The sequence below is a fragment of the Roseibium suaedae genome, assembly GCF_900142725.1.
Lineage (GTDB): Bacteria > Pseudomonadota > Alphaproteobacteria > Rhizobiales > Stappiaceae > Roseibium > Roseibium suaedae.
The window spans coordinates 137,063-160,820 of the sequence record NZ_FRBW01000005.1 but is presented as its reverse complement, the minus strand read 5'-3'; the positions used below and the strand labels follow the sequence as shown (position 1 = coordinate 160,820).

The following is a 23,758-nucleotide window of genomic DNA, read 5'->3' as shown; positions in this document are numbered from 1 at the left end:
CTAGTGAACCGACTTCGCAAAGCGGCCGACAAGCGCCCGGCTGATGATTGCGCAGATGATCATGGTGACCACGCCGACAGCAGCCCCCTGCCCCATCCGGAAGAATGAGAAGGCTTGTTCGAACGTGAGCATGGAAAGGGTGGTCGTCGCGCCGATGGGCCCGCCTTGTGTCAGCACGTAGATGATCGAGAAATCCCGGAAAACCCAAAGTGTGGTCATCACCATTGTGACGCCGATTACCGGAGCAAGATTTGGGAGCGTGACATAAAAGAAGCGTTGCCAGACGCTGGCGCCATCGACCTTTGCTGCCTGATATTGCTCGGCAGGTATCGACTGCAGGCCGGCGAGCAGCATGATTGAAACGAGCGGATAGCCCTTCCAGATCATGACGAAGCAAACGGCAAAGAAGGCGGCCGTTGCGTTGGAACCGAATTGAATGGCTTCGGAAATGAAGCCTGCCTTCAGGAGCAGCCAGTTGATGACACCGAACGAACTATCAAGCATCCATGCCCAGATGACTGTGGCCACGACTTCCGGCACGGCCCAGGGCAGAGCGACGAAGAGACGTGCAAGGGCTCTGCCCTTGAATTTCTGATTGACCAGAAGGGCAGTGGCGAGGCCGATGACGAGCGAAGTTCCGCCGACGAAGAAAACCATTCGGGCTGTTACCCAGATGGAGTTCCAGAACTCTTCGGAGTTGATCAGCCAATCATAGTTCTTCGTTGTCCAGGGAGCCTGCGTTCCGCCGACACGGGCAATACGCACGTCCTGAAGCGAGATGTCGACGGAGAGCAGGATCGGATAGATGATGATCAGCGCCATCAGGATCACTGCAGGCGCCAAGAGCATATAGCCAAATTTGGACCGGTGCTTTGGCGAGCTGAAATCGATCAAGTTGTTCCTCCCGGAAACAGGCAGCCGTGCGTTTTGCACGGCTGCTCGATTGTTCCTTGTCAGCCTGCGATGCGTTCGACGGCAGTCTGAATGTTTGCCGCGGCTTCCTCTGGACTGAGGTTGTCGATCAGCATGCGCTGAACTTCGCGGAACACGAGTTTCGTCACTTCGTTGAACTCGAGCTCAAGTCCTTTGGGAAGACGGTCGATACCGGCAGCCGAGGCCTTGTCGTTGGCCTTTGCGAAGAGCTCGAAATAGGGCGAAGCTGCGATCTCGGCCGAGTAGTCCAGTCCCGGCATTGGGGCCGGTGACGAGCCAAGCGTTGCGAAGCGCTGCTGCATGTCCTTGGACGTGGCAACCTGGATGAAGTCCCAAACCAAGGCCTTCTTCTCGTCGGAAATGTCGGACGGCATGCCGATGACATTGGATGTCCCGCCAACCGGGGGATTGAGCGGAGACTCGGCGAGCTTCAGATTGTCCCGCACCGCCGGATCCGCCTTTTTCATGACGTTCCAAATCCACGGACCGTCCAGGCGCATTGCAATGCGGCCTTCGACGAGGAGCTGACGCATGTCGCCTGCAGCAGCATCCTTGGGCGTGAGGCCTTCAGTGTAGATTTCCTTGAACCGGCGCAGACCTTCGATGACACCGGGGCTGTTGAAGGCGGGCTTGCCGTTTTCGGTCCAGTTGCCGCCGGCATCGAGCACAAAATGCAGCATGTCGTGCATCATGTTGGAGCCGCCGCTGCTGTCGACGCCGAGGCCATAAACATCGGTGACGCCATCCCCGTCCGTATCACGGGTGGCGGCCTTGGCTGCGGCCAGAAGGCTGTTCCAATCGGTCGGAACAGCCTCGATACCGGCATCCTTCAGGAGCTTCTCGTTATAGGCTAGGATATAGGCCGTATAGAGAAGCATGATGCAATTGGTCGTGCCCTTCCACTCGCAGGTGCTTTGGCCTGCCCAACCATCCAGGTTCATGCCGGACTTCTTGATGTAGGGGCCGAGGTCTTCGAGCCAGCCTTCGTTGGCGAAGCTCTGGTACTCGAATGCGGCCAGGTGCACGATATCGGGCGGAGTGCCGCCAGCAAACATCGTGAACATGGTGTCGGCATATTCACTCCGAGCGACCTTTGTCATCTCGACCTTGACGTCCGGATGTTCGGACTCAAACTTCTGGATGACCTCGTTCCACCAATCACCGTAGCCGGGCTCCCCCTTCATCCAGCTTACGAAGGTGAGGGTTTCCGCAAATGCGGGCAGCGTGGCCATCGAAGTGCTCAGCGCGAGAGCTGCTGCGATAGCGACCTTCTTAAGACGTCTCATAGTTCCTCCTCCTGACCCTGTTCAGTCTTTAATTACCGTCAAGAAATCAAATGCTTCCTCCAGCGGAACAACGCCAATTCCAGGTGTGTCCGGGATTTCGAACCGACCGGCCGAACACGCTGCTGCTCCTCCCAGGAGCTTGGCGTTGCGGTGATAGATCGTGTGCTGGAATTCATGACATGAAGCCCCGGCCGCCAGCGCAGCGCGCAGGCTTGCAGCCATGAAAATGCCAAGCCCAATCGTTGCATGCGGAATGATCTGGGCTCCGGCGTTTGCTGCCATCCGGGAAATCCGCATGAATTGCGTGATGCCGGTGTGTCCCATCTCTGGCTGCACGATCGAACAGGCATTGCTGCGCATCCGGGGTTTGTAATCCCAGTCGGTCCGCCATTCTTCTCCCAAGGCGAGCGGCATTGGAATGCCTTCCGCGACCGCAGCCTGTGCGTCTACATCCTCAGGCGCAACCGGGGCTTCCAGAAACCACGGATTCATAGGAGCCAGAGCGTGTCCGAGGTTGATGGCGGCCTCTGCCGAATAGGCCCAGTGCATGTCGACTGCGATCTTGTGATCGGGGCCCAGGGTCTCGCGCAAGGCAGCGACTTCTCCGGCAACGTCCCCATTGTCGGTATGGCTGATCGGAATCTTGACTGCGTGAAAGCCTTCGTCCTTCCAGCCCTGAGCCATTGCCAGCCGTTCTGCCCGGGTGCCCGCAGGCAGGCCGGATACATATCCGGGGAGCTGTGCTGACCCGGGCTGGCCGAGGGCTGCCTGAAGGCTCTTGTTGTCAGCACGGGCATGCAGATCCCATAGGGCAATATCCAGTGCGGCAATTGCGTCCGCTAGAAAGCCGCCCCAGTATCCCCGATTGCGTTGAAGTGCATAAAGCGCGTCCCAAGTTTCTGCGGGGTTCTGTGCAGGAAGGGACATGAGGTATGGGCCCAGCAGATCGTTGATCAGGCTGGCAACAGCATCCGGAGCGATCAGGCCATAGGTCTCGCCCCAACCCTCCACTCCCTGGGCATCTCGAAGACGAACGACAATCGACCGGTCAATCAGCGGATAAACGGTGCCGTTGAATCCGCGCACGACGTATTTGTCGCCAATCATGGTTTCTCCGCTTCCCGGCTTGCCAAGATAGGCAGTGTCTCTTGGCCGCTCGAATAGGAAGACGTCTACCGAGGTGATCCGGTCATGCATCGGTCAGCTCCATGGCAGCGACGTTTTCATAGAATTCCAGTGTCAGGCGTTTCAGGGTTTCATCCATTTCCGGCAGGGGTTCCCGGACGCCGTCCGATGCAAGGAAACCTCGATGCTTGAGAATGAGCTTGGTCATGCGCATGCGGTACGGAGCCTGGATAAGAAGCAGCGGCAAGGACTTCGTATAGAGGTCCAGAGCCTTGCGGCGGTCCCCGACTTGCCAGGCTTTCATCAGGGCGACGTGAAGCTCGAGCAATTCGATTGCCGGCATGGTCGCGGTTGCGCCGCGAACGAGTTCTTCAAAGAGGTAGCGGGCGCCGCCGCCGCCGATCACGCCATCGAGGTCAGTACCGCATCCAGCAACGAGCTGGGACACTTTCGGGCCGGATGGGATGCCCTCCTCCTTCACGTAGCGTATTGCCGGTACCGCGGAGGCCAGCGCCAGCATTTGTTCGGCTGAAAGGTCCGCCCCTCTTGGCGCAAAGAGATTTTGCAGAACGATGATCCCGCCATCCAGCGCTTCGGCGATGCGGTGGAACCAGGTTTCGACTTCGCTGCCCATTGCTGGAACAGCCATGGCCATGGCGCCGCTGACTTTCAACTCGGCGACAGTGGCGGCCAATTCGACCATTGCCTGCGGATCCGCGGAGTTCACACCAGCGAGCACGGGAATTCTGTCTTCCGCGGTCATGACAACCAGGTCGAGGGCTTTCCTGCGCTCGTCGCTGGACAGATGCACATCTTCGCTCGCAACACCCGGATAGACCAATGCAGAAGCGCCAGCCTGGATGCCGTATTCCACCAAGGCCTTCAAAGCGCCTGTGTCCACCTCGCCGTTGTCATTGAACGGTGTTGGGACGATTGGCAGAACTCCCTCAAGACGAATTTTCATCTAATTCCCTATATTTGAGACTTAATTTCCATAATTGAAACTACAACATTCCTTCGTTATCTTGTCAATCCGTTTCGAGGTACTGCGCAAAGTTGAAGGGAAAACACTATGGAATTCATAGGGGTAGATTGGGGAAGCACTCGCTTCCGTGCATGGGCGCTCTTGGATGACGGGCAAATTGCCTCTGGTGTCGAAAGTGATCTGGGTCTCAAATCTGTGGCGGACGGGAACTTCTCCGGGGCTTTAACAGAGACCTGCGGTGAGATGCTCACCGGGGCTCCAGGCATGCCGATCCTGTTGTCTGGCATGGTGGGGTCGCGAACCGGCTGGAAGGAGGCCCCCTATTGCGCTTGCCCCGCGAGCATCGAGGATGTGACGGCTGCTGCCATTCGGTTCGACATCGCCGGGCATCCGGCCGCGATCTTGCCCGGCGCAACCTGCGTTGATGGCAATGGCCACGCGGATGTGATGCGTGGAGAGGAAATCCAGATTTTCGGTGCGGCCGACATGCTTGGGCTGAAGGATGCGACCATCTGCATTCCAGGGACGCATGCCAAGTGGGCGAGCCTTGTCGGGGGATTGCTGACCGGGTTCCAGACCCATGTCACAGGGGAGCTTTTCGCCCTGTTGCGAGGTCACAGCCTGGTCGGGCAGTTGGCTGATGGAGATGATGAGGATCTTGACGCTTTCAGGCGGGGGATTGATCACGGCATGAAGAAGGCGGCGGCCCATGCTGTTTTTGCTGCCCGGGCAGATGCCTTGCAGGGAAAGCTGGCGCCCAAGGCCGTTTCAGCCTTCTTGTCCGGCGTTCTCATCGGCAATGAACTCGCGGCTCGTCCTCAGGGCGGTATGGGAGCGACCATTCTGTTGGCAACTGGTGTGCTTGCCGAGAGGTATGCGGTTGCTTTGGAGCATGTCGGCGAGCAATTCGTGGTGGTGGATGCGAAGGAGGCGGCCCGCGCCGGTCAGATGCTTGCCGCAAAAACGCTTTGGCAACATGCCGCAGCCAATGGAGAGGGCGCGTGAGCCTTCTTGAAGGGGCGATTCTCGAGCATGTGGCGATACCCTGCAGGGATATTCCCGCCTCAGTGAAGTTCTACCTGCAGCTTGGCTTTGCCAAGGGTTTTGGCCGGATGGAGCCACCTCTCCAGCAAATGCAGCTGGGGGACAGAATGGTCGAGCTGATCGCGGTGGACATTGGTGCGCAAGGGTCCTTATCGATTGCCCATTTTGCCCTTCGGGTTGAAAGTGCATCCGATGCCTGGGATCAGCTTAGCAAGGAGGGGATCCACCCGGACGGTCCGGTTCGCCGGGGAGGCTCCGGAGCAGAGTTTTTCTTCATTCAGGACCCAGATGGGAACCGGATCGAGATCCTGTCGCGATGAGGAGCTTTCGAAGACGCCCGGCGGGACAAGCTGCAGGTCAAGCATGGCGTTGGGCGGATAGAGGAGTTCTTTTCGCTCTCAGCGCCTTGTTTTGTGGAGTTGCGTCGAGCGTCTTTTTGAAAAGCGTTTCCGCCCTTCCGGGAGGTCAGGCGATTGCGATCCGGTCCGCATTCGCTCTTGTCCTTTTGCTGGCAGTTATCGCAGTTCGCTCCTTGAAAGGGAGTGGTGCAAGGCTTGGGAAAACTGGATGTGTTCGAGCGGTTCTGGATGCTACGGCGGGCCTTGCCTTCGCCTATGCGGTCTTTGAGTTGCCGCTCGGCCTTCTGGCTTCCATTCATGCAACATTGCCACTGGTGAGTGTTGCTCTTGCTGCCATTCTTCTTCGGGAGCCGCTTTCCAGGCGAGTGCTCCTTGCCATTGTCATGGGGGCGGCTGGCGTTTTGGTGATCCTGCAGCCAGGGCTAGAGGCCTCGCCGCTGGGGCTCGCCTTGGCGCTTCTGTCCCTGTTTGCCTATGCACTCAGGGATCTGGTGACCCGAAGGATGGAAGCCGGCGGAGATCTGGTAAAATCAGTCGCCCTGTCTGCCTTTCTGATCGGGCTGGCAGGGCTGTTAACGGGGGCGACCATCTCCCCTCCTCCCTTGGTTCCCGGCGACTTCGTTCTGCTTGGACTTGCTGCGGTGACGTTTCTGGGAGCCAACACGATGATCATAGCAGCATTCAGAAGAGCTCCCGTCGCGAGGATTGCGCCCTTGCGCTACTCCTCGATCCTTTGGGCCTTGCTGTTTGACGCCATTTTATGGGGGCATATGCCCGAACCGGCCACCTGGTTCGGCATTGCCATTATTCTGGCGGCGGGGTCCGTGCTTCTTCTGCGGCCTGGGCACATTTCCGGACGCCAGTGAAAGGCCGGAAATCAGGAACGGAGCCGTCAGATTTCCTCACGCGGCTCCGTCAATCACGGCGTCGAAGTCCGACACGTCGGCAAAGGCGGAAACAGCGGTGCGGCCGAACTTGCTGGGGGTTGCGAGAAGCAGTTTCCGGGTGGCTGCGGCCATTGCGGCCTTCTTGATGGCGATCTTTGACAGGTTGAAGTCCATCACCCGGCCGTCCGTGTCGATCGCAGAGCATCCGATCAGCGCATAGTCGACCCTGAGTGCTGCGAGGGAAAGCATGATTTCCTCGCCTGTGAGTGAACCGTCCCTGCCCTCGACCTTCCGGCCCAGCACATTGATCTCGTGGTGAGCCGGATCGAAAGCCAAAGCTGCGCGCATGGAGTTGGTGAAGATCCGGAAGCCGTGCTTTGCGTTCAGCTCTGTAGCCGCCGCCTCGACGGTGGTGCCGACGTCAAGAAACAGGCTCGCACCCTCCGGGATCAGTTTCACGGCAGCTTCCGCAACCCTTTGCTTGTCATCAATGGAGATGCTGCGCTTGTGCTGATGGTCAAGGCGCAGGGTCTCGGTGTTGCCGATGACCCCTGCCCCGCCATGGAAGCGCTGAAGCAGGCCTGCCTCTGACAACATGATGATGTCGCGCCGGATCGTCTGGGCGGAGACGCTGAATTCCTCGGCGAGCGCCTCGATCGTCACAAAGCCGGTGGCTTCGGTGCGGGACAGGATCTCTGTCTGGCGGGAATTCAACTGCGAGCGCTGTCCTGCAAGTGTCATGAACTTGTTCTGATCCAGAGGGTAATGTAAGAAAACTTACAATAGTGGATTGGCTTCTGGAAAGCGAGACATAACATGACAAATGCAAAGTTTTATAACGCCGGCGATGCAATTTACGGTCCCCGTGGACGGCTTGATCCGTGGAACTGGTGCTGGCAGGACGCAGGCCTGCCGGAAGGTGCTGTTGAACTGACAGCTCGTGAAGTGCTCGCTTATCTCAGCCGTTCCGGCGCACGTCAGATCCCCGTCGGGGTAATTGGCCCGCGTGAGGCGGGCAAAGACAAGCTGCAGATGGCCGAGCAGGTTGGATCTGCCATCGGGGGGCTCGGCCTGACCATGATCTGTGGAGGGCGCACGGGGGTCATGGCCGCGGCGGCCAAGGGATGCCGGGCGTCCGGCGGCCTGACCGTAGGCATGCTTCCCGGCCACGACTGGCGCGAGGCCAATGAGGATATCATGCTGCCGATCGCGACGGGTCTGAGCGAAGCACGCAACATGATCATCGCCAAATCTTCCGCTGTCCTGATCGCAATCGGCGGGTCCTATGGCACCCTGAGCGAGATTGCTTATGGCCTCCATTTCTCAAAGCCGGTGATCGTGTTGGGGGATGCACCAGACGTCGCTGGAACTGAGCGGGCCGCGAATGTCGAAGAGGCGATCGAGAGCATGGCTTCCCACCTTTTGACGAATTGACCGTTGTCATAAACCTTACATAATGCACTGCTAAATGTAATATATCTAACAAGAGGCCAGGCGATCGTGTCTAATATTCTGGAGTTGCGTGACGTCACGCGCGTTTTCGGCGACAGGACCGTACTGGACAGGGTGTCCATCAGCATCCGGCAGGGCAGCTTCACTACCCTGCTTGGCGCTTCGGGTTGCGGAAAGTCCACAAGTCTCCGCATCATGGCGGGGCTTGACCGCCCGAGCGGCGGGGATGTGCTGCTGGACGGCAAGACTGTGAGCGGCCTGACCGCTTACGAGCGCAACGTTGCCATGGTCTTCCAGTCCTATGCACTTTATCCGCATCTGACCGTGGCCCAGAATATCGCCCTCCCCCTGACCATGCGCCATCTCTCAACTCTGGGTCGGGTGCCGGTGCTTGGATCACTTGTGCCGGGGGCATCGGAAGCCCGGCGGATGATCCTGGCAAAGGTGGGTGAGACTGCGGAAGCCCTTGGGTTGGGAGAATTGCTCGACCGCAAGCCTGGCCAGCTTTCCGGTGGCCAGAAGCAGCGTGTGGCCCTTGGGCGCGCGCTTGTGCGCGATCCCTCGCTCTTTCTCCTGGATGAACCACTTTCCAATCTGGACGCCCGCTTGCGGGTGCGCATGCGCAGCGAGATCAGTGCGCTTCATCGCCGGACGGGCAAGGCCTTCATCTATGTGACCCATGACCAGACCGAGGCAATGGCCATGGCGGATCAGATCGTGGTCATGATCGGTGGCAAGGTTGCCCAGGCGGGTGCGCCGCGGGAGCTTTACGAGCGGCCTGCAAACCGGGACGTGGCAGCTTTTGTCGGCCACAATGCAATCAACTTCCTTGAGCAGGGCGACGGCATCGAGATTGGCAATTCCGTTGCCGGGTTGCGCCCTGAAGATCTCTCTCCTGATACCGCTGGAACCCTTAGCGCGCGGCTTGAGAGCGCTGAATATCTCGGTTCGGAAATCGTTCTGGGCCTGCGCAGCGCCAAGGGCACGGAAATCCGGGCAATCGCGCCAGGCGATTATGCGGTCCCTGCCCCGGGAAGCGAACTCCGGCTCGGTTTTTCTCCCCGGAAGCTGCATCTCTTCGATGCTACGACGGGCGCACGCCTGGAGACAGCAGCATGAGGCTGTCACCTGATCAAAGGTCAGCCCTGACCAGCCTGTGGCTGGCAGGGCCGGCGACACTGGCGATGGTGGTCTTCATCTTCCTGCCAGTGGCCATTGTGGCGGTTCTGTCCTTCACCGACTACCAGTTCGGGGCCTCGTCCTTCAACTGGAGCGGATTAGACAATTATATCAAGCTGTTCACGTCCAGCATCGGGCAGCGGGCGATTACCAATACCCTGCTTTATGTGGCGATTGTCATCCCCTTCTCTGTTGGTTTCGGCCTCTTTGTCGCAATTGGGCTACATCAGATGTCCACCTGGGCACCGCGATTGAGCAATGTGATGAAAACCGTCTATTTCCTGCCGGTTGCGGCCACGCTCGTGGCCATGTCGGTTGCCTGGCAGATGGTGCTGCATCCCTCTCTCGGAATCGTCAATCAGTCGCTCGCGGCCCTCGGGGCTGCGCCGCAAAACTGGCTGAGTGATCGAGGCCTGGTGCTTTACACTCTGGCGATGATCGGGATCTGGCAAAGCATCGGCTACAACATGGTGCTGTTCCTGGCGGGTCTCGCTGCCATTCCGTCAGACCTATATGATGCTGCCGAGGTGGATGGTGCCGGTAGTGGCTGGTCCCGGTTCTGGACGGTGACCTGGCCGATGCTGGGGCCGACGACACTGTTCGTCATGGTCGTGACCGCCACCAATGCCTTCCGCGTGTTTGAAACGGTTGCCACCATGACCAAGGGCGGTCCAGCCTTTGCCTCTGACACGCTGGTCTATGCGCTTTACCGCGAAGGCTTCGTCTATTTCAAGGCGGGTTACGCAAGCGCTATCACTATGGTTTTCTTCGTCTTTTTGTTGGTTCTGACCCTTCTGCAATTCCGGGTCGTCGAGAAGAAGGTGCATTACAGATGAGCCGCAAGATCCTTGGCCGGAGCGTTCAGACCCTTCTTCTGTCGGTCGGCGCCGCCTTCATTCTCCTGCCCTTCGTCTGGATGTTGTCCCTTTCGGTAAAGCCGCGGGATGAAATCTTCACGACCGATGTTCACTTCCTGCCGTCGCGGTTCGAATGGAGCAATTTCACCTTCGCGTTGACCGAGACGGACATTCCGCTGTTCCTGTGGAACGGCTTGGTCATGGTGGCGGGCATTCTGGTGTTCCAGATCCTCTTTGCCGTGCCCTGTGCCTATGCTCTTGCGCAAAGGCAGTTCGCGGGACGTTCCCTGGTCTTTGGCCTGGTTCTCGGCGCGCTTTTGGTGCCCTTTCACGTGACGGCAATCCCGATTTTCCTCGGTTTTGCGCAGATTGGCCTCCTCAACACCTTCTGGGCGCTGATCATTCCCTTCATTCCGACGGCGTTCGGTATCTTCCTGTTCCGTCAGTTTTTCGCGCAGCTTCCTTCGGATCTGTTTGATGCGGCCCGGGTAGATGGCATGAGCGAGACATCGATTGTCTGGCGCATCGCCTTTCCGCTGGCTTTGCCTGCGGCAACGGCCTTCGCGATCTTCTCGGTGACGGCACATTGGAACGACCTGTTCTGGCCGCTGATCGCCACAACTGATCCGGGGCTGGCTACTCCGCCGCGTGGCATCCTTTACTTCCGTGATCAGGAGTCCGGCGACAATGTCGGCCCTCTCATGGCAGCTGCGGTGATTACCACCGCTCCTCTCGTAATCGCTTTCCTGCTGGCTCAACGCAAATTCATCCAGGGCATCGCTTCGGGCGGCCTCAAGGGATGAGCCGGTCAATATCACCAAGAGCGCGGATCGAACCGGGCCAAAAGATCTTTGAATTCAGGAGCCTACCGAAATGAAACGCATTCTTCTCGCTTCCGCTTTCGCCCTTGCGGGCATCAGTGCCCTGCACGCGCAGGAAACCGGCATCCGTGTCCATTACGCCATTCCGACCATTTGGGCAGATACCCAGCAGAAGCTGGCGGATGCTTTCATGGCTAAGCATCCGGACGTCAAGGTCATGATCGATGGGCCTGCTGAGGGCTATGAAGATGGTGTTCAGCGTCTGCTGCGCGAATCCGTGGCTGGCACAGCGCCGGATGTCGCTTATGTTGGCCTCAATCTGTGGCGCGTGCTGGAAGATCGCGGCCTTGCTCAGCCGGTCGATGGCTTCATCGGCGATGATCCCCTGTCCCAGGGCTACACCCCTGCCCTGCTCTCTCTCGGCCGATACGGTGACAAGCAATATGCGCTGGCGACTTCTGCCTCGACGCTGGTGATGTATGTCAATCCGGTGCTCGTCGAAAAGGCCGGCGGGTCCATGGACGCCTTCCCGGACACATTCGATGGCATCATCGAACTTGCGGCGAAGATTGATGCGCTTGGCGATACGACCGATGGCGTCTGGATCTCCCCTCACGACTGGCGCTATCAGTCGCTTCTGGGTTCCTTTGGCGGCCGTCAGATGAACGAAGATGAGAGCGACATCACCTTCGATAGCCCGGAAGGTATTGAAGCTGCTGGTCTTTATCAGCGTTTTGCCAAGGAAGCGGGCATGAAGTCCTACTCCGAGAACGATGCTCGCCAGGCCTTCCCGGCTGGAACGCTCGGCATCATGTTCGAGAGCTCATCCCTGCAGACCCGGTTCACCGAAGGTGCAGGCGACAAGTTTGAACTTACCGTCAAGCCGCTGCCGGTTGCAACTCAGGACAAGGCCAAGGTCTATTTCCCGACTGGCGGATCTGCCATCGTCATGCTGGCAAAGGATGAGGCCAAGCAGAAGGCTGCCTGGGAGTACATGGCGTTCGTGACCGGGCCGGAAGGTCAGAAAATCATCGTGGAGAACACCGGTTATGCGCCGGCCAATGCCAAGGTGGTTGAGGATTCGTCCTATCTCGGGGCCTTCTATGAGAAAAACCCGAACGCTCGCGTCGCCCATAGCCAGATCGCCAATTACGCCGGTCCCTGGTATGCCTTCCCGGGCGCCGAAGGTGTGGCCGCAACGGATCTGGTTGCCGCGTCCCTGGTTGAAGTGACCGAAGGGGCTGATCCGGAAGCAACGATCAAGGATCTGGCAGAAACCCTGCGCGGTATGCTCGGCATGAAATAAGCCTGAGAAGGTTCAACGAACGGGCTCGCATCCGGTGACGGATGCGAGCCTTTTTTGTGTTGGACGCAGGATTGAACTCAATTAGGACGTGCCGCGAGAGCCTCAGTTCAAATTTATCTAATTGATATTCTTATCAAAAATAGCCCCCCTCCCCTGCGGTTCCCTTCTGCTTTTTCGCGGGCGCACTTCTCCGCCGGAATTCTCAAGTGCTGTTTTCCGCGAGATCAGTCCTTGTTCATATCTGCGAGTACGCGGGCGAACAGGGCTTGTGCGGTACTGTCCGAGACGGACCGGAAGGCCTGAACGAGCTGGTTCCGCTTTGCCCTCCCCTCCCCGCTTGAATAGAACGCCTGTAGGGTGGCCAGATCTGCGTGTGAAAGCAAAGCAAGGGCTTGCATCATCTGGACAGTGGCGATTTCCAGAGCGGTATTGCGCTCGAACACACCATCGGTTTTCTCCTGGCTCTTGCGGCTTTCCTCGACCATCTCCTGCGCTGCTGCGCTCAGATCTGCCGGGATTTGCCGCTTTGCACCTGCCTCCCGCCTAGCGATATAGGCGCGCGCCAGAAGAACGAACCGGTAGCGGGTCAAAGCCACTTCGGCCCCAATTTCGGGCGCAGCCATAGTATCGGCCAGCGACTTGAGGGCGGCCCAGTCCGGCGTGGCATTTTTTTCTGCCAGAAGCGTCTTATACGCTTGCTCAAGTTTTTCTGCACGGACGGCTCGTTCGGCTTCGTCCAGCGCCTTGTCGTGTCCTGGGTTCTGCACTTGCGCTAGAACACTCTCGATCTGATCAAAGGCCTGATCCAGATGATCGGCTGCTTCTGTGAAGGCCGCAATGTCGAGGTCCGGATCCGGCGTGAGTTCCAATGCTTCCGAAATCTGGTGAATGGCTTTCAGAGGGCTGAAATACTCGTCAGCAAGAGGGCGCAACGCTGTGAGCGACTCTTGCAGGCTCCTTCCATCCTCAGGCTGCAGATGGAGGGCATCAGTTTGAATGGCGGAAGACGTTCGATCGAGTGTTTTCTCCACCTGCTCGATTTGCAACATGGCGCCGTTCAGGGTGGCTTCGTCCGAAGCGCTTGCGTTTCTGATCAGGGATGGGCCTGCAAATGCTGCGATGCCAAGTGCCAACAGACCTGAGATGATTGCGTTTTTCGCTGTGCGCCGGACGAAAATGAACGGTTGGATCATGGATGCCTTTCTCGCAGTGAAGTGGATTTCGTTTGAAACTGACGTCGAACGGAATGCGGACTTGGGATCGACATGGCCTAAAAGGGTTCAATCTCTCCCCTCTATCTGACTGCAGTCAGAATATGATCTCAATCAGAAAATACATTCTGCGGCCTCGCTTGGAAAATAACGAGCTGCGTTGGTTAAGCTATTGTTTACCATAATTTTTCAGGCGGCGAGACGAGCGCGGGAGAAGTCATTGGGCTCCTAGAGTGGCTATTCTCTCATGTTTCAGATCCCGCCAGTGCAGCAGCTTCAAGGGTCGATTGGATGTCCTGAAGATCAGATCCTTTAAAGACTGGTGCGTTCAAAGTTTGGAAGCCGGGTTCGTTCCCAGGCAACAGGTCTGAAATTCGAATGGAACGGCAGAGGGTCGCATTGTCCGATCCTGGCTGCTTTGGGTTTGAATTGGAGGCGTTCTGCAAAAAAAAGGCATCGACTGCACGGTTCATATTCCGGCTCTATCGCACCTGTTCCCCTTCCCTTGCGGGTCTTGATTGGATGCGTTTCGGGGATGATTTTTAAGGTCCTTCCGAGCACGACCTTGATTGTGTTGGCAAGCTACCGGTGGAGCATCTGGTCCCCCTGCCCTTCGTGCCCTGGCTTACGGTGTTTGAAGCTAAACTCTATTTGCGCCAATTTGAGTTCTGAAAGCTCCTGAGTGTCACGCGACCTCTTGGCGGCCTTCGGCTGGGAAGCTCAGCGGCGTGAGAATGGACTTTGACTTGCGAGCGTATCGCAATGTGCCGCCGCCGCAGGTGATAGCGACGAAGGACGCGCGTTATTCTCAAAGTGTGCCGCGACAGCGCATTTGCGTTCCTGACGCATGTTTGGCGCAGGTGGAGAGTTTGGCGTCAGTACGGGTTTAATGTGCCTAGAGTGTTTATGCCGACATCCTTGTCCGCGCGATGATCTGGCTGGCACGCATACTGAAGGGCTCTGTTGTCTGCCCTGTGTGACAAACACAGACCGGATTTTTCGTCTTGTCGCGTTCCTCGGCCTCGGGGAATTCATCCTCAAGCGCAGTTGTGCCTGGTCGACCCCATCTGCGCCGATAAGAGAAATGAGACAACTTTCCTTTCGTAGAATTGCTGGGCGACCGAAGAGAACTAGTGACCAGTTCGCATTCGAGGCGATGAGATTGAACAAGGCTGTTGTCCATACTGGAACGGTCTCCCAAAGTGCTCTGACTGGTCGATTGTAACTTTTCGCTCCCAAGCCACTTGAGTGCCGGCTTCTAAGCGAGATGAACCGAAAGCAAGGACTCGTAGACGAGATGGTTCAGAGCTGCAGGTCCAGTTGGTCGATGAGGTTCTCGGTCCGTCAGCGCAACCTTGCTGAAGAGCCGTTTGCGCAGGCCATTCAGCTCTGCGTGGTGTGAGCCCGGAGCATCATGCCGCGCCGGCTCCGCGAGCCCTTCATTCCTGATCGTGACCGAGCAGCTTGTGGCTGGGATCTGGTTGGGCCCATCTGACCCGCAGAATTGTTCTATCAGTTCCACACTCGGGTGATTGCATGTCTGAGCCCGAGGACCGCGTCGGAAATGAGCTCAAATCGGCAAGGGAGGGCACTCCGAAACGAAGGCGGCACAAAGTGGCGGCCAGGCCCGCGCTGGTCTCAGCGAGATATCAGTTGGAGTGAAGGTGTTCGACCAGATGGAGGCAAAGTGATCACCTGCTGGGGAATTTGATCGCTCGGCAACGGAGAAGTTAATCTCGGTTGCCAACCCAATCCTTCATCGGCCGAGCATTTTCAATGCCCTGATCTGAGCGGCGGCTCGGAAGTAGTGTCGCTGATTGATTCTAGGTTCCGATGGTTCAACTTGGAGGAGGGGAAAGAGCCGAAGTCGGATCCGCGAGCCGCCCCACGGAAGAAATTTGCGTTGAAACTCATTGGGAACTCAGCGTTTCTGTCGTTCCATGACAAATCCTGAGAGAATCGCTCTTTCAGAGAAATGCATAAAATCAAGGACTTAACCCCGTGGCATCTGCCACCCGATTCGCCTCTAGCCGGAGTGTTCCTGTCTGAGTACGGTGAAAGTGCATAAGTTGCCGTTCGCTGGCAAGTGGGTAACAGGTCGTTAACCAAAAAGCCTTTGACAAGAATCGGTTGTTCCAGTCTTTTTAGGTCTGACACTTTTTTCCGGAAAAATCGCTTTTTAGCGTCGGAGTGATAAAGACATGGAACAGGTGGCCGGTCTCGATGGTCCACTCGACCCGAATAGCACGCGCGCCAAGATCGCGCGCTTTTCGTCGTTGTTGAGCACACAGATCAAAAACAACTGGCAACTGAACTATCCGCCAGAAGCCCGCAAGCAGCTCCGGCATTTCTCGTCTTCCGAAGTCGCCGATCTCGTGGGCATCTCGCCTGCGGCTTTGCGTCAGATGTCGCTGGACGGGGAGGGGCCTCAACCAGAGCGCTCTGATGGCAACCGCCGGATCTATACGCTCGCCCAGGTGAACGAGCTGCGCAAGTTTCTTGCTGCGAAGAAACCCTCGCACGCCACGGCCTATGATCCGCGGCGCCGGGACGGCGACATGATGCAGATCATCGCCATCGCCAACTTCAAGGGCGGCTGCGCGAAGACCACCACGGCGCTGCACCTTTCCCAGTTTCTGGCACTGCAGGGCCTGCGTGTTCTGGCGATCGATCTCGACACCCAGGCAAGCTTGACCGAAATGCTCGGTGTGCAGCCGGTGCTCGAAGTTGGAGACAATGAAACGGTCTTCGGCGTTCTCCGCTATGACGAAGAGCGTCGGCCTTTGTCCGAGGTGATCCGCCCGACTTACTTCGAGGGTCTGGACATCGTTCCGGGGCAGAGCGAGCTGCAATATTTTGATTATGAAACGCCAGCGGCGATCGTCAGCAACAAATATGTCGGTGACGAGTATTTCATCCGGCGTCTGGCAACGGCGCTGCGCAGTGTCGAAGACCGGTATGATGTGGTGGTGATCGATGCGCCGCCGCAGCTGTCATATCTGACGCTGAACGCGGTGTTTGCGGCAACGGGACTGATCATTCCGGTCCAGTCAGCGATGATCGACGTCGCCAGCATGAACCAGTTCCTCTACATGCTGGATGAAATGCTGGAGCAGATGGCCCATTTCGGTGCGCCGGTGGATCATGAGTTCCTGCGCTTTCTGCTGACGCGCCACGTGCCTCATGATGTTCCGCAGGTGAACATTGCCGCGATGCTGCGGTCTCTTTTTGGTGAGAGTGTCGTAACCGCTGCCGTTCTCGAAACCACGGCGATCACCAACGCGGGTCTGGAAAACAAGACACTTTACGAGCTTGAAAAGGGCGCGGTCGGACGAGACACCTACAATCGCGCGATCGAGGCGGTGAATGCCGCCAACTCGGAGATCTACAAGAACATTCTCAAAGTTTGGGGCAGGACATGAGCGCAACCAAAGCAACAGACCGGGCAAAGCGCCTTGCTGGAATGTTTGGTGCCGTTGACCCGGCTGCCCTTGCCAAGCAGGCAGAGCAGGAAAAGAACGCCGATCGGTCCATGACCACGGCGCCAACCAAGGCGCTGAAGGCGAGTTTCGCCAATATCGAGCAGGAAAACATCAGGCTGAAGGCCGAGCTTGAAAAGGCACAGGTGCTGGAGCTGGATCCGGCGATTTGCCGCCCGCCGCTAGTTCAGGACCGACTGGAATGGACGGATGATGATCCGGATTTCCAGAGCCTGCTGACCTCGATCGATGCGGAAGGGCAGCGGCTTCCTATTCTGGTGAGAAAGCACCCGACAGAAGCCGGGCTCTATCAGATCGCTTATGGCATGCGGCGAACCCGGGCTTGCCAGGTTCTGGGTCGAACCGTAAAGGCCTATGTTCAGGAGCTGACGGATGAAGAACTCATCCTCGCCCAGGGACTGGAAAACAACGAGCGGAAGAACCTCAGCTTCATTGAGCAGGCGCTCTATGCCCAGAGCCTGTCCAGGGAAGGGTATAACCGCCGGCTGATCGCCCGCGCCGTTGGGGTTTCGGACGAGACCAACGTTTCGAAGATGGCAACCATCGCGGGACAGATCCCGCTTGGAATTGTCAGGCTGATCGGAGCTGCGCCAAAGATCGGGCGCACCCGATGGGCTGCGTTCGCGGAATTGCTGGACGGGGAAGGGAAGGGGGCTCTTGCGGAGACCGCACTTCAGGTCCTTCCCGGCAGCGCGGTCTGGACATCGGCAGATACGAACAAGCGGTTCGATCTTGCCTTCCGGACCGCACAAAAGGCGCTGATTGCAAAGCCGGTCAAAGCGAAGCCGCAAAAGCGCTCCCTTGAGCGGCTTGGTCGAACCTTCGGTGCGCTCGAGGAGAGCGACACAGCCGTAAAAATCACCCTCAATGCAAAGTCCGAGCCCGCATTTGCCAGGTTCCTGGCCGAGCGGATGGACGCATTGATGGAGGAATTCCATGAACTGGAAAGGGGAGGGGAGCCAACGCATTAGCTCTAAACGAGAGAACCCGCCACAAGGGCGGGTCCTAACATTGAGATAAGCACAAGGCTTAAACTCTCTTCGTCGCGGTTGAGATTTTAGAATCACTTGTGTGCAGAAGCAAGTTCTGTCTGAGCACAGAGCAACGACTTTTTGCGCCTTTTGCTTGTCCCGCACCTAAAATCACGATCATGCCGGTCTGCCTAGCGCTTCCGGCAAAGGAGGACTTATGTCTTCTTCTCAGCAGATTGCGAGTTTTCGCAAGGTGTCTGCGGGCATTCTTGCGAGTGCACACCTGGCAGGTCTCGATGACCGGCCGGTCGTTGCCAAGCGTGACATTTCCCTCGTTCTGAAGCGGGTTTCGCCTGCTCTCGGGATCGATGGCACCACTTATCATGTCCTCGATATTCTTCTGGGCCTGGTCCAGTCGGATGATTTCCAGGCTGGGCGTCGTCCAGTCGTTGCCATCTCCAATCAGCGTCTGGCGGATTACACACAGCGATCCACTCGGACGGTCGCACGGTGCCTGAAAAAACTCGTGGAGGCGGGAATTTTGGCTTATCGGGACAGTTCAACCGGGCGTCGGTTCGTCTATCGCGGTCATGCGGGAGAGCCTGAGCAGGCCTTCGGACTGGATTTTACGCCGACGTGCTTCAATCTTGAGGCCTTCAAGGAACAGGCTGATGCCTTTCAGCGCCGGCTTAGGCAGCAACAAGCCGCAAAGCGGGCAGTCATTCGTCATTCGCGGGCGATTGTCGATCTGGTCAACGCAATGGGACCTGAATTTGCTGACTTTGAAACCCGCTGTGAGGAAATCCGGCTTCGCGAAGGGGTGGAGTTGATCGATCGTGCGGAGCTGCTTAAAGCACTTTATCTTGAAGCGCTGGAAGCCGTGCACGAAATGCATAAGGATCAGAATTCAAACGAAAAAACGACATGCGAGGGTGACATAAGTGTCATCCCATTACCTATTACAAGCCATCCCGATTCATTAACTTGTAAAAAAGAACGGACTTGCTCTAACGAGCAAGAAAACAAATCTAAATCTGACAACGGCTACGCCGTTGAGATGGCTTTTGAAAAAAAGCCTAGCGGCGGGGGCAATCCCTCACAACAAGCGAATAAGCCTGCGGATACCTCCAGAAGTGAGAAATCCACCGTTTCAGCCACCACTCCAGGCATCAATGCAGGCAAGACCAATCTCGATGGCGTTTCTATCGGGCTATTGCAATCTGCCTGCAGCACAGTTCAGGCAGAAATCGGCGCTTCATTCTCAAGCTGGCCCGCGATTTGTGATGCCGCGGAGGATTTGCGCGTTTTGATTGGGCTTAGCCCGGCAGGCTATCTGTCGGCGGTCGAGCGGCAAGGTCGATATTTGGCCGCTGCCTGCCTCGCGGTCGTTGCGGAGAAGGCCTTGCGGGATCCGGAGCAGATATCTTCTCCCGGAGGCTATTTCCGCGCCATGATCGACAGGGCAGGGGAGGGCAAATTGCACCTCTACAAGACGCTCCATGGTTTGGTGAACACGTGATGGCAGTGTTCACCAAACCGAAGATGCAAATGACAGAATGCGAGGCGGTTCTGCTTCGTTAGCTGGCTTATAAAATTTGACCAAGAGACGCGTATTCGGTTCTCGGGATGGGAGGAGACCGTGAAATTTGGAGCAAATTTTTGGTTGGAGCGACCAAAATAGTGCGATCGGAGCCGACTAAGGCTTTTGCTGCATCAATGCGAAGCCGCCACCGGGAAGGTCGGGATGAGAGATGAGGAGGAGGCTCTTCTGGGAAGCGCCCGAGAGCTTTGAAAGGTCTTTCTGATCCAGAAAATAGACAGGCAGATGCTCCGGCAAATTCAGAGCGGCTCGAATGTCACCGGTTGTGTTGGCGTCCGCCGGAACGGAGATGACACGGAAGGAAGCCGTAGGCTTATCAAGAGGTTCGCGACGTGGCACTGGGAGATATGATGCGATCATCGCGCCGAGCAGAAGAAGAGCGATTGCGCTGGTTCCCAAGGCAATTGACCAGGCAAGCCAGGTTGGTCCGGGAAGGGGGACAGCGTTCCGTGGCGATGATGCCGCGTCTTGTGGGGCGGTTTCTGAAGCGTGCAAGCTTTCGGGAGGTTCGTGAAACTTTGGCGCATATTGTCCTTTGGGAATGGAGATCCGTACACCGCCTTCTCCACCACGGGCGATATAGTAGCTGTCGAGATCATGCCGCAAGCGCCGCGCTTCCAGCCGCACGACCGGATCGGTTTGCGGATCGAAGCTTTCATCGCGTCCGAAGACCGCAAGACCGATTGCATAGCCCTTGAGTGCTTCTTTCCTGTCTGCAAGCGTTTCTTCGACAAGGAATTTCAGCATTTCGCGGCGTTTGGGTGTCGCCCGGAACTGATCGTTTTCGAGAATGTCTTGCAGCTCTTGCCGGATACGACTGAGGCTTGTTAGCGCATCTGCTTGATTTTCTGCAACTTTTCGTTGTTTTTCAGGACGCATTGCAGACCCTTTAATTTCTTTAGAGGGAACCGCCGTTGACTTTACCCTGATCCTCAATCGTTTCCCATTGCGAAATTCTGAGACCGCAACCAGAAGGTTTATGGGGTGCGTGCTCTCTGTTCGAACATGTTCGAACCTTGATAAATAGCAAAAGCCGCTGCGTAACTCATTCTGTTCTCGGGAGGGAAGAGGCATGGGGAACGGTGAATGGAAGGCGAATGAACTTATTCTATCGCTCTTTTCCATCGATGAGTTTTCACTCCGCCGGTTATGGATCAGCCACCCTGAGTTCAAGTCTCTTTGCGAAGACTACACAATTGCTAATTGCGCTTTGGAGCACTGGCTCCAGGACGCGACAAAGTCCCAGGACTATCGCGACCTGGTCGAGGAACTGGGACAGGAAATTTACATCTTTCTTGGTGAGCACGGCATTCAGCCAAAGGAAATTTGGGCAGTCTCCTGGTCATCGCAAACTGGAAACGGGTCGTGAAAAGGGAGAATGAACCATGCAGAAGATGATGCGAATGCACTTCGGCCTTGCCCTGTCTGCGCTTCTTGCGTGTTCAGGCCCTGTCTTTGGACAGGATCAGAAGCCCAATATCCTCGTCATCTGGGGCGATGACATCGGCACCTGGAACGTCAGCCATAACAATCGTGGCATGATGGGCTACACGACGCCGAACATCGACCGGATCGCGGCAGAAGGGCTCGCTTTCACCGACTATTACGCGCAGCAAAGCTGCACGGCTGGCAGAGCCGCCTTTATAGGCGGGAATGTGCCGGTGAGGTCAGGAATGACCAAGGTCGGTTTGCCGGGAGCCGAACAGGGGTGGCAGCAGACGGATGTCACCATGGCCACTGTGCTCAAGTCTCAAGGGTATCGTACCGGTCAGTTTGGCAAGAACCATCAGGGGGACCGGAACCAGTATCTTCCGACGGTGAACGGTTTCGATGAGTTCTTTGGCAATCTCTACCATCTCAATGCCGAAGAAGAGCCGGAAAACCGCGATTATCCGGGCGACAAGGTTCTTGCCGACGGCAAGACCTTCCTGGAGGGCTTTGGTCCTCGGGGCGTTCTGCATTCCTGGGCTACGGATACGGATGACGAGACCGTTCAGCCGCGCTGGGGCAAGGTGGGCAAGCAGAAGATCGAAGATACTGGCCCTCTGACCAAGAAGCGCATGGAGACGGTGGATCAGGAGACGAATGATGCCGCCAAGGCCTTCATTCGGGATGCTGTGGCTGCTGGCGAGCCGTTCTTCGTCTGGTGGAACGCAACGCGGATGCATTTCCGGACCCATGTCAGTGAGGAGCACAAGGGCATCTCTGGCCCCTCTGGTGATGAATACCACGATGGAATGGTCGAGCATGACATGCAGGTTGGGCAGTTGCTCGATCTGGTCGACGAGCTTGGCATCGCGGACAACACCGTTGTGATGTACTCGACGGACAATGGTCCTCATTACAACACCTGGCCAGATGCAGGGACCACGCCTTTCAGGTCGGAGAAAAATTCCAACTGGGAAGGGGCTTATCGCGTTCCGACCTTCGTCCGCTGGCCGGGTCAATTCCCTGCTGGCAAGACCTTGAACGGGATTGTGGCCCATGAGGACTGGTTGCCGACCTTTGCCACGATCGCCGGGGCTCCCGACATCAAGCAGCAGCTTCGTGATGGTGTCGAGCTGAATGGGCGCAGCTATCACAACTACATCGATGGATATAACCTGCTGCCTTACCTGAAAGGTGAGGGGGACAGCCCGCGTCACGAGTTCTGGTACGTCAATGACGATGGTCAGATCGTCGCTGCCCGTTATGACGACTGGAAGGTGGTGTTCCTTGAGAACCGCGGTGAGGCCTTCGGTGTCTGGCGCGAACCCTTTACCGAGCTGCGCGTGCCGCTTCTTTTCAATCTGCGGCGCGATCCCTTCGAAAAGGCTCAGCACAATTCCAACACCTACAACGACTGGTTCCTGGACCGTGCCTTCGCGATTGTCCCGATCCAGGGGCTTGCGGCCAACTTCCTGAAGACAATGGCAGATTATCCGCCAAGCCAGACGCCGGGATCCTTCAACCTCTCGGCTATCGAAAAGCAGCTCAGCCAGGGGGCAGGGAGCAGATAGACTGACGGCTTTGCAATTGGTCCCGGGGCAGCAGGCTGCCCCGGGTTCCGCTCAAACTGGTGATGTTTTCCGAGCTCTCAATTGGGAGCCGGAACATGGGCGAGAGCCCAGAACTATGAGGTTTCGAGATGTTTGAGAGTGCAAAAGGGCTGATTGGGCGCGTGCTGGCCGGCAGCATCTTGAGCTTGGGTCTTGCGGTCCTTCCGGCTTTTGCGGCGGATCCTCTGCCATCCTGGAATGACGGTGAGAGCAAGAGTGCCATTGTCGATTTTGTAACGGCCGTCTCGACCGAAGGCGGGCCGGATTTTGTCGCACCCGCAGACCGCATCGCGACCTTCGACAATGATGGCACCTTGTGGGCAGAGCAGCCCATGTATGTGCAGCTTGCCTTTGTCCTGGACAGGATCAAGGTGCTGGCCCCTGAGCATCCAGACTGGCAGGGTACCGAACCATTCAAATCTGCGCTTGCCGGAGATATGGCTGGCGTTGCTGCGTCGGGTGAAGCAGGGCTTTTGCAGCTTTTGGCTGCCACGCACTCGGGCATGACCTCGGTGGAGTTTACTCAGATTGTTTCGGACTGGGTCGCCAAGGCGAAGCATCCTGAGACTGGAAAACTCTACACCGCAATGATCTACCAGCCCATGCTCGAGCTGATCCGCTACCTGAAAGCCAATGATTTCGACGTCTTCATCGTCTCAGGGGGCGGTATCGAGTTCATGCGGCCCTGGACAGAGCAGGTTTACGGTATTCCGCCGCAGAATGTGGTGGGGTCCACGATCGAAACAACGTTCGAAATGCGCGACGGCGGGCCGGTTCTGCTGCGCGGCGAGCATGTGTCCTTCATCGATGATGGTCCCGGCAAGCCGGTCGGCATCCAGACCCATATAGGCAAGCATCCAATCGCTGCGTTCGGCAATTCAGATGGCGACTTGCAGATGCTGCAATGGGTGACTTCCGGCCCGGGCAAGCGCTTTGGCGGGATCGTTCATCACGATGATGAAAAGCGTGAATACGCTTATGACCGCAAATCCCATTTCGGCAAACTGGACAAGGCCCTTGATCTTGCCCCGTCTCAAGGGTGGCAGGTCTTCTCCATCAAGCAGGACTGGAAATCCGTTCATCCGCAATAGGGAGTCAAAAGGAAGTTGTATTTCTTATATTTGCTCCATAGAGTTTCATCGCAGCACATAAGTCACTTTTACCGCTGCGGCATGTGGCGCGCACCGAGATTGAGCTGAAGGCA

General features: G+C 57.2%; 22 protein-coding genes. 14 read left to right on the top strand and 8 right to left on the bottom strand.

What is annotated here, in order from left to right:
- The 4 genes from BUA94_RS19575 to BUA94_RS19560 form a co-directional block, all read right to left on the bottom strand.
- Positions 1-849, bottom strand: a complete 849-nt coding sequence (locus BUA94_RS19575) for a carbohydrate ABC transporter permease (protein WP_175558093.1) — start codon at positions 847-849, stop codon at positions 1-3.
- Positions 850-953: 104 nt separating this feature from the next.
- Positions 954-2,219, bottom strand: a complete 1,266-nt coding sequence (locus BUA94_RS19570) for an ABC transporter substrate-binding protein (RefSeq protein ID WP_073015050.1) — start codon at positions 2,217-2,219, stop codon at positions 954-956.
- A gap of 21 nt (positions 2,220-2,240) precedes the next feature.
- The gene (locus BUA94_RS19565) at positions 2,241-3,416 is read right to left on the bottom strand and encodes a mandelate racemase/muconate lactonizing enzyme family protein (protein ID WP_073015049.1); all 1,176 of its coding nucleotides are present in this window, start codon (positions 3,414-3,416) and stop codon (positions 2,241-2,243) included.
- Positions 3,409-4,308, bottom strand: a complete 900-nt coding sequence (locus tag BUA94_RS19560) for a dihydrodipicolinate synthase family protein (protein WP_073015048.1) — start codon at positions 4,306-4,308, stop codon at positions 3,409-3,411. Before BUA94_RS19560 ends, BUA94_RS19565 begins: the two co-directional genes overlap by 8 nt.
- A 108-nt stretch (positions 4,309-4,416) precedes the next feature.
- Here BUA94_RS19560 and BUA94_RS19555 point away from each other — a divergent pair, with 108 nt between their 5' ends.
- From BUA94_RS19555 to BUA94_RS19545, 3 genes are read left to right on the top strand one after another with little or no spacing between them, the layout of a single operon-like run.
- Positions 4,417-5,334 (top strand): 2-dehydro-3-deoxygalactonokinase, encoded by a 918-nt coding sequence (locus BUA94_RS19555; RefSeq protein WP_073015047.1) that lies wholly within the window; start codon positions 4,417-4,419, stop codon positions 5,332-5,334.
- Entirely contained in the window at positions 5,331-5,693 is a 363-nt protein-coding gene (locus BUA94_RS19550; protein ID WP_073015046.1) for a VOC family protein, read from the top strand. The genes BUA94_RS19555 and BUA94_RS19550 overlap by 4 nt, the downstream gene beginning before the upstream one ends.
- Positions 5,690-6,598 (top strand): DMT family transporter, encoded by a 909-nt coding sequence (locus tag BUA94_RS19545; protein ID WP_073015045.1) that lies wholly within the window; start codon positions 5,690-5,692, stop codon positions 6,596-6,598. The genes BUA94_RS19550 and BUA94_RS19545 overlap by 4 nt, the downstream gene beginning before the upstream one ends.
- A 36-nt stretch (positions 6,599-6,634) precedes the next feature.
- On the opposite strand, the gene BUA94_RS19540 is transcribed toward BUA94_RS19545, so the two are convergent.
- Positions 6,635-7,360: a DeoR/GlpR family DNA-binding transcription regulator gene (locus tag BUA94_RS19540; protein WP_073015044.1), complete on the bottom strand. Its 726-nt coding sequence runs from the start codon at positions 7,358-7,360 to the stop codon at positions 6,635-6,637.
- A gap of 75 nt (positions 7,361-7,435) precedes the next feature.
- On the opposite strand from BUA94_RS19540, the gene BUA94_RS19535 reads away from it, so the two are divergent.
- From BUA94_RS19535 to BUA94_RS19515, 5 genes are all read left to right on the top strand, one after another.
- Entirely contained in the window at positions 7,436-8,053 is a 618-nt protein-coding gene (locus BUA94_RS19535) for a TIGR00725 family protein (protein WP_073015043.1), read from the top strand.
- A 66-nt stretch (positions 8,054-8,119) separates the two neighbouring features.
- Entirely contained in the window at positions 8,120-9,190 is a 1,071-nt protein-coding gene (locus BUA94_RS19530) for an ABC transporter ATP-binding protein (RefSeq protein ID WP_073015042.1), read from the top strand.
- Positions 9,187-10,086 (top strand): carbohydrate ABC transporter permease, encoded by a 900-nt coding sequence (locus BUA94_RS19525; protein WP_073015041.1) that lies wholly within the window; start codon positions 9,187-9,189, stop codon positions 10,084-10,086. The genes BUA94_RS19530 and BUA94_RS19525 overlap by 4 nt, the downstream gene beginning before the upstream one ends.
- Positions 10,083-10,910, top strand: coding sequence for a carbohydrate ABC transporter permease (locus tag BUA94_RS19520; RefSeq protein WP_073015040.1), 828 nt, complete (start codon positions 10,083-10,085; stop codon positions 10,908-10,910). Before BUA94_RS19525 ends, BUA94_RS19520 begins: the two co-directional genes overlap by 4 nt.
- Before the next feature lie 70 nt (positions 10,911-10,980).
- Positions 10,981-12,234, top strand: coding sequence for an ABC transporter substrate-binding protein (locus BUA94_RS19515; protein WP_073015039.1), 1,254 nt, complete (start codon positions 10,981-10,983; stop codon positions 12,232-12,234).
- Between the two features lie 224 nt (positions 12,235-12,458).
- Here BUA94_RS19515 and BUA94_RS19510 read toward each other — a convergent pair whose 3' ends face one another.
- Together BUA94_RS19510 and BUA94_RS23390 are read right to left on the bottom strand one after the other, a co-directional pair.
- Entirely contained in the window at positions 12,459-13,427 is a 969-nt protein-coding gene (locus tag BUA94_RS19510) for a hypothetical protein (protein ID WP_073015038.1), read from the bottom strand.
- Positions 13,428-13,690: 263 nt separating this feature from the next.
- Positions 13,691-13,918, bottom strand: a complete 228-nt coding sequence (locus BUA94_RS23390) for a hypothetical protein (RefSeq protein ID WP_139251215.1) — start codon at positions 13,916-13,918, stop codon at positions 13,691-13,693.
- A gap of 1,728 nt (positions 13,919-15,646) precedes the next feature.
- On the opposite strand from BUA94_RS23390, the gene repA reads away from it, so the two are divergent.
- From repA to repC, 3 genes are all read left to right on the top strand, one after another.
- The gene (gene repA / locus BUA94_RS19505) at positions 15,647-16,867 is read left to right on the top strand and encodes a plasmid partitioning protein RepA (RefSeq protein WP_073015037.1); all 1,221 of its coding nucleotides are present in this window, start codon (positions 15,647-15,649) and stop codon (positions 16,865-16,867) included.
- Positions 16,864-17,916: a plasmid partitioning protein RepB gene (gene repB / locus BUA94_RS19500; protein WP_073015036.1), complete on the top strand. Its 1,053-nt coding sequence runs from the start codon at positions 16,864-16,866 to the stop codon at positions 17,914-17,916. The genes repA and repB overlap by 4 nt, the downstream gene beginning before the upstream one ends.
- Before the next feature lie 217 nt (positions 17,917-18,133).
- Entirely contained in the window at positions 18,134-19,435 is a 1,302-nt protein-coding gene (gene repC, locus BUA94_RS19495) for a plasmid replication protein RepC (protein WP_073015035.1), read from the top strand.
- Between the two features lie 177 nt (positions 19,436-19,612).
- Here the strand turns inward: repC and BUA94_RS19490 are convergent, their stop codons facing one another.
- On the bottom strand, positions 19,613-20,395 hold the full coding sequence (locus BUA94_RS19490; RefSeq protein WP_139251214.1) for a hypothetical protein: 783 nt from the start codon (positions 20,393-20,395) through the stop codon (positions 19,613-19,615).
- Between the two features lie 193 nt (positions 20,396-20,588).
- On the opposite strand from BUA94_RS19490, the gene BUA94_RS19485 reads away from it, so the two are divergent.
- The 3 genes from BUA94_RS19485 to BUA94_RS19475 all read left to right on the top strand — a co-directional run bounded on the left by BUA94_RS19485 (position 20,589) and on the right by BUA94_RS19475 (position 23,645).
- A complete protein-coding gene (locus tag BUA94_RS19485; RefSeq protein ID WP_073015033.1) occupies positions 20,589-20,885 on the top strand; it encodes a hypothetical protein in 297 nt (98 codons plus the stop codon).
- Positions 20,886-20,919: 34 nt separating this feature from the next.
- Positions 20,920-22,515 carry an arylsulfatase gene (locus BUA94_RS19480; protein ID WP_408011976.1) on the top strand — a complete coding sequence of 532 codons (1,596 nt, stop codon included), beginning with the start codon at positions 20,920-20,922 and terminating at the stop codon, positions 22,513-22,515.
- A 128-nt stretch (positions 22,516-22,643) separates the two neighbouring features.
- Entirely contained in the window at positions 22,644-23,645 is a 1,002-nt protein-coding gene (locus BUA94_RS19475) for an HAD family hydrolase (RefSeq protein WP_073015032.1), read from the top strand.
- The last annotated feature ends 113 nt before the right edge of the window (positions 23,646-23,758 follow it).

Bases quoted from the DNA above. Each gene is read 5' to 3' on its own strand.
- BUA94_RS19570 (WP_073015050.1), bottom strand. From the start codon at position 2,219: ATGAGACGTCTTAAGAAGGTCGCTATCGCAGCAGCTCTCGCGCTGAGC.
- BUA94_RS19520 (WP_073015040.1), top strand. From the start codon at position 10,083: ATGAGCCGCAAGATCCTTGGCCGGAGCGTTCAGACCCTTCTTCTGTCG.
- BUA94_RS19555 (WP_073015047.1), top strand. From the start codon at position 4,417: ATGGAATTCATAGGGGTAGATTGGGGAAGCACTCGCTTCCGTGCATGG.
- BUA94_RS19535 (WP_073015043.1), top strand. From the start codon at position 7,436: ATGACAAATGCAAAGTTTTATAACGCCGGCGATGCAATTTACGGTCCC.
- BUA94_RS19485 (WP_073015033.1), top strand. From the start codon at position 20,589: ATGGGGAACGGTGAATGGAAGGCGAATGAACTTATTCTATCGCTCTTT.
- BUA94_RS19510 (WP_073015038.1), bottom strand. From the start codon at position 13,427: ATGATCCAACCGTTCATTTTCGTCCGGCGCACAGCGAAAAACGCAATC.
- repA (WP_073015037.1), top strand. From the start codon at position 15,647: ATGGAACAGGTGGCCGGTCTCGATGGTCCACTCGACCCGAATAGCACG.
- BUA94_RS19540 (WP_073015044.1), bottom strand. From the start codon at position 7,360: ATGACACTTGCAGGACAGCGCTCGCAGTTGAATTCCCGCCAGACAGAG.
- BUA94_RS19480 (WP_408011976.1), top strand. From the start codon at position 20,920: ATGCACTTCGGCCTTGCCCTGTCTGCGCTTCTTGCGTGTTCAGGCCCT.
- repB (WP_073015036.1), top strand. From the start codon at position 16,864: ATGAGCGCAACCAAAGCAACAGACCGGGCAAAGCGCCTTGCTGGAATG.
- BUA94_RS19515 (WP_073015039.1), top strand. From the start codon at position 10,981: ATGAAACGCATTCTTCTCGCTTCCGCTTTCGCCCTTGCGGGCATCAGT.
- BUA94_RS19525 (WP_073015041.1), top strand. From the start codon at position 9,187: ATGAGGCTGTCACCTGATCAAAGGTCAGCCCTGACCAGCCTGTGGCTG.
- BUA94_RS19560 (WP_073015048.1), bottom strand. From the start codon at position 4,308: ATGAAAATTCGTCTTGAGGGAGTTCTGCCAATCGTCCCAACACCGTTC.
- BUA94_RS19490 (WP_139251214.1), bottom strand. From the start codon at position 20,395: ATGCGTCCTGAAAAACAACGAAAAGTTGCAGAAAATCAAGCAGATGCG.
- BUA94_RS19475 (WP_073015032.1), top strand. From the start codon at position 22,644: ATGTTTGAGAGTGCAAAAGGGCTGATTGGGCGCGTGCTGGCCGGCAGC.
- repC (WP_073015035.1), top strand. From the start codon at position 18,134: ATGTCTTCTTCTCAGCAGATTGCGAGTTTTCGCAAGGTGTCTGCGGGC.
- BUA94_RS19575 (WP_175558093.1), bottom strand. From the start codon at position 849: ATGCTCTTGGCGCCTGCAGTGATCCTGATGGCGCTGATCATCATCTAT.
- BUA94_RS19545 (WP_073015045.1), top strand. From the start codon at position 5,690: ATGAGGAGCTTTCGAAGACGCCCGGCGGGACAAGCTGCAGGTCAAGCA.
- BUA94_RS19565 (WP_073015049.1), bottom strand. From the start codon at position 3,416: ATGCATGACCGGATCACCTCGGTAGACGTCTTCCTATTCGAGCGGCCA.
- BUA94_RS23390 (WP_139251215.1), bottom strand. From the start codon at position 13,918: ATGAACCGTGCAGTCGATGCCTTTTTTTTGCAGAACGCCTCCAATTCA.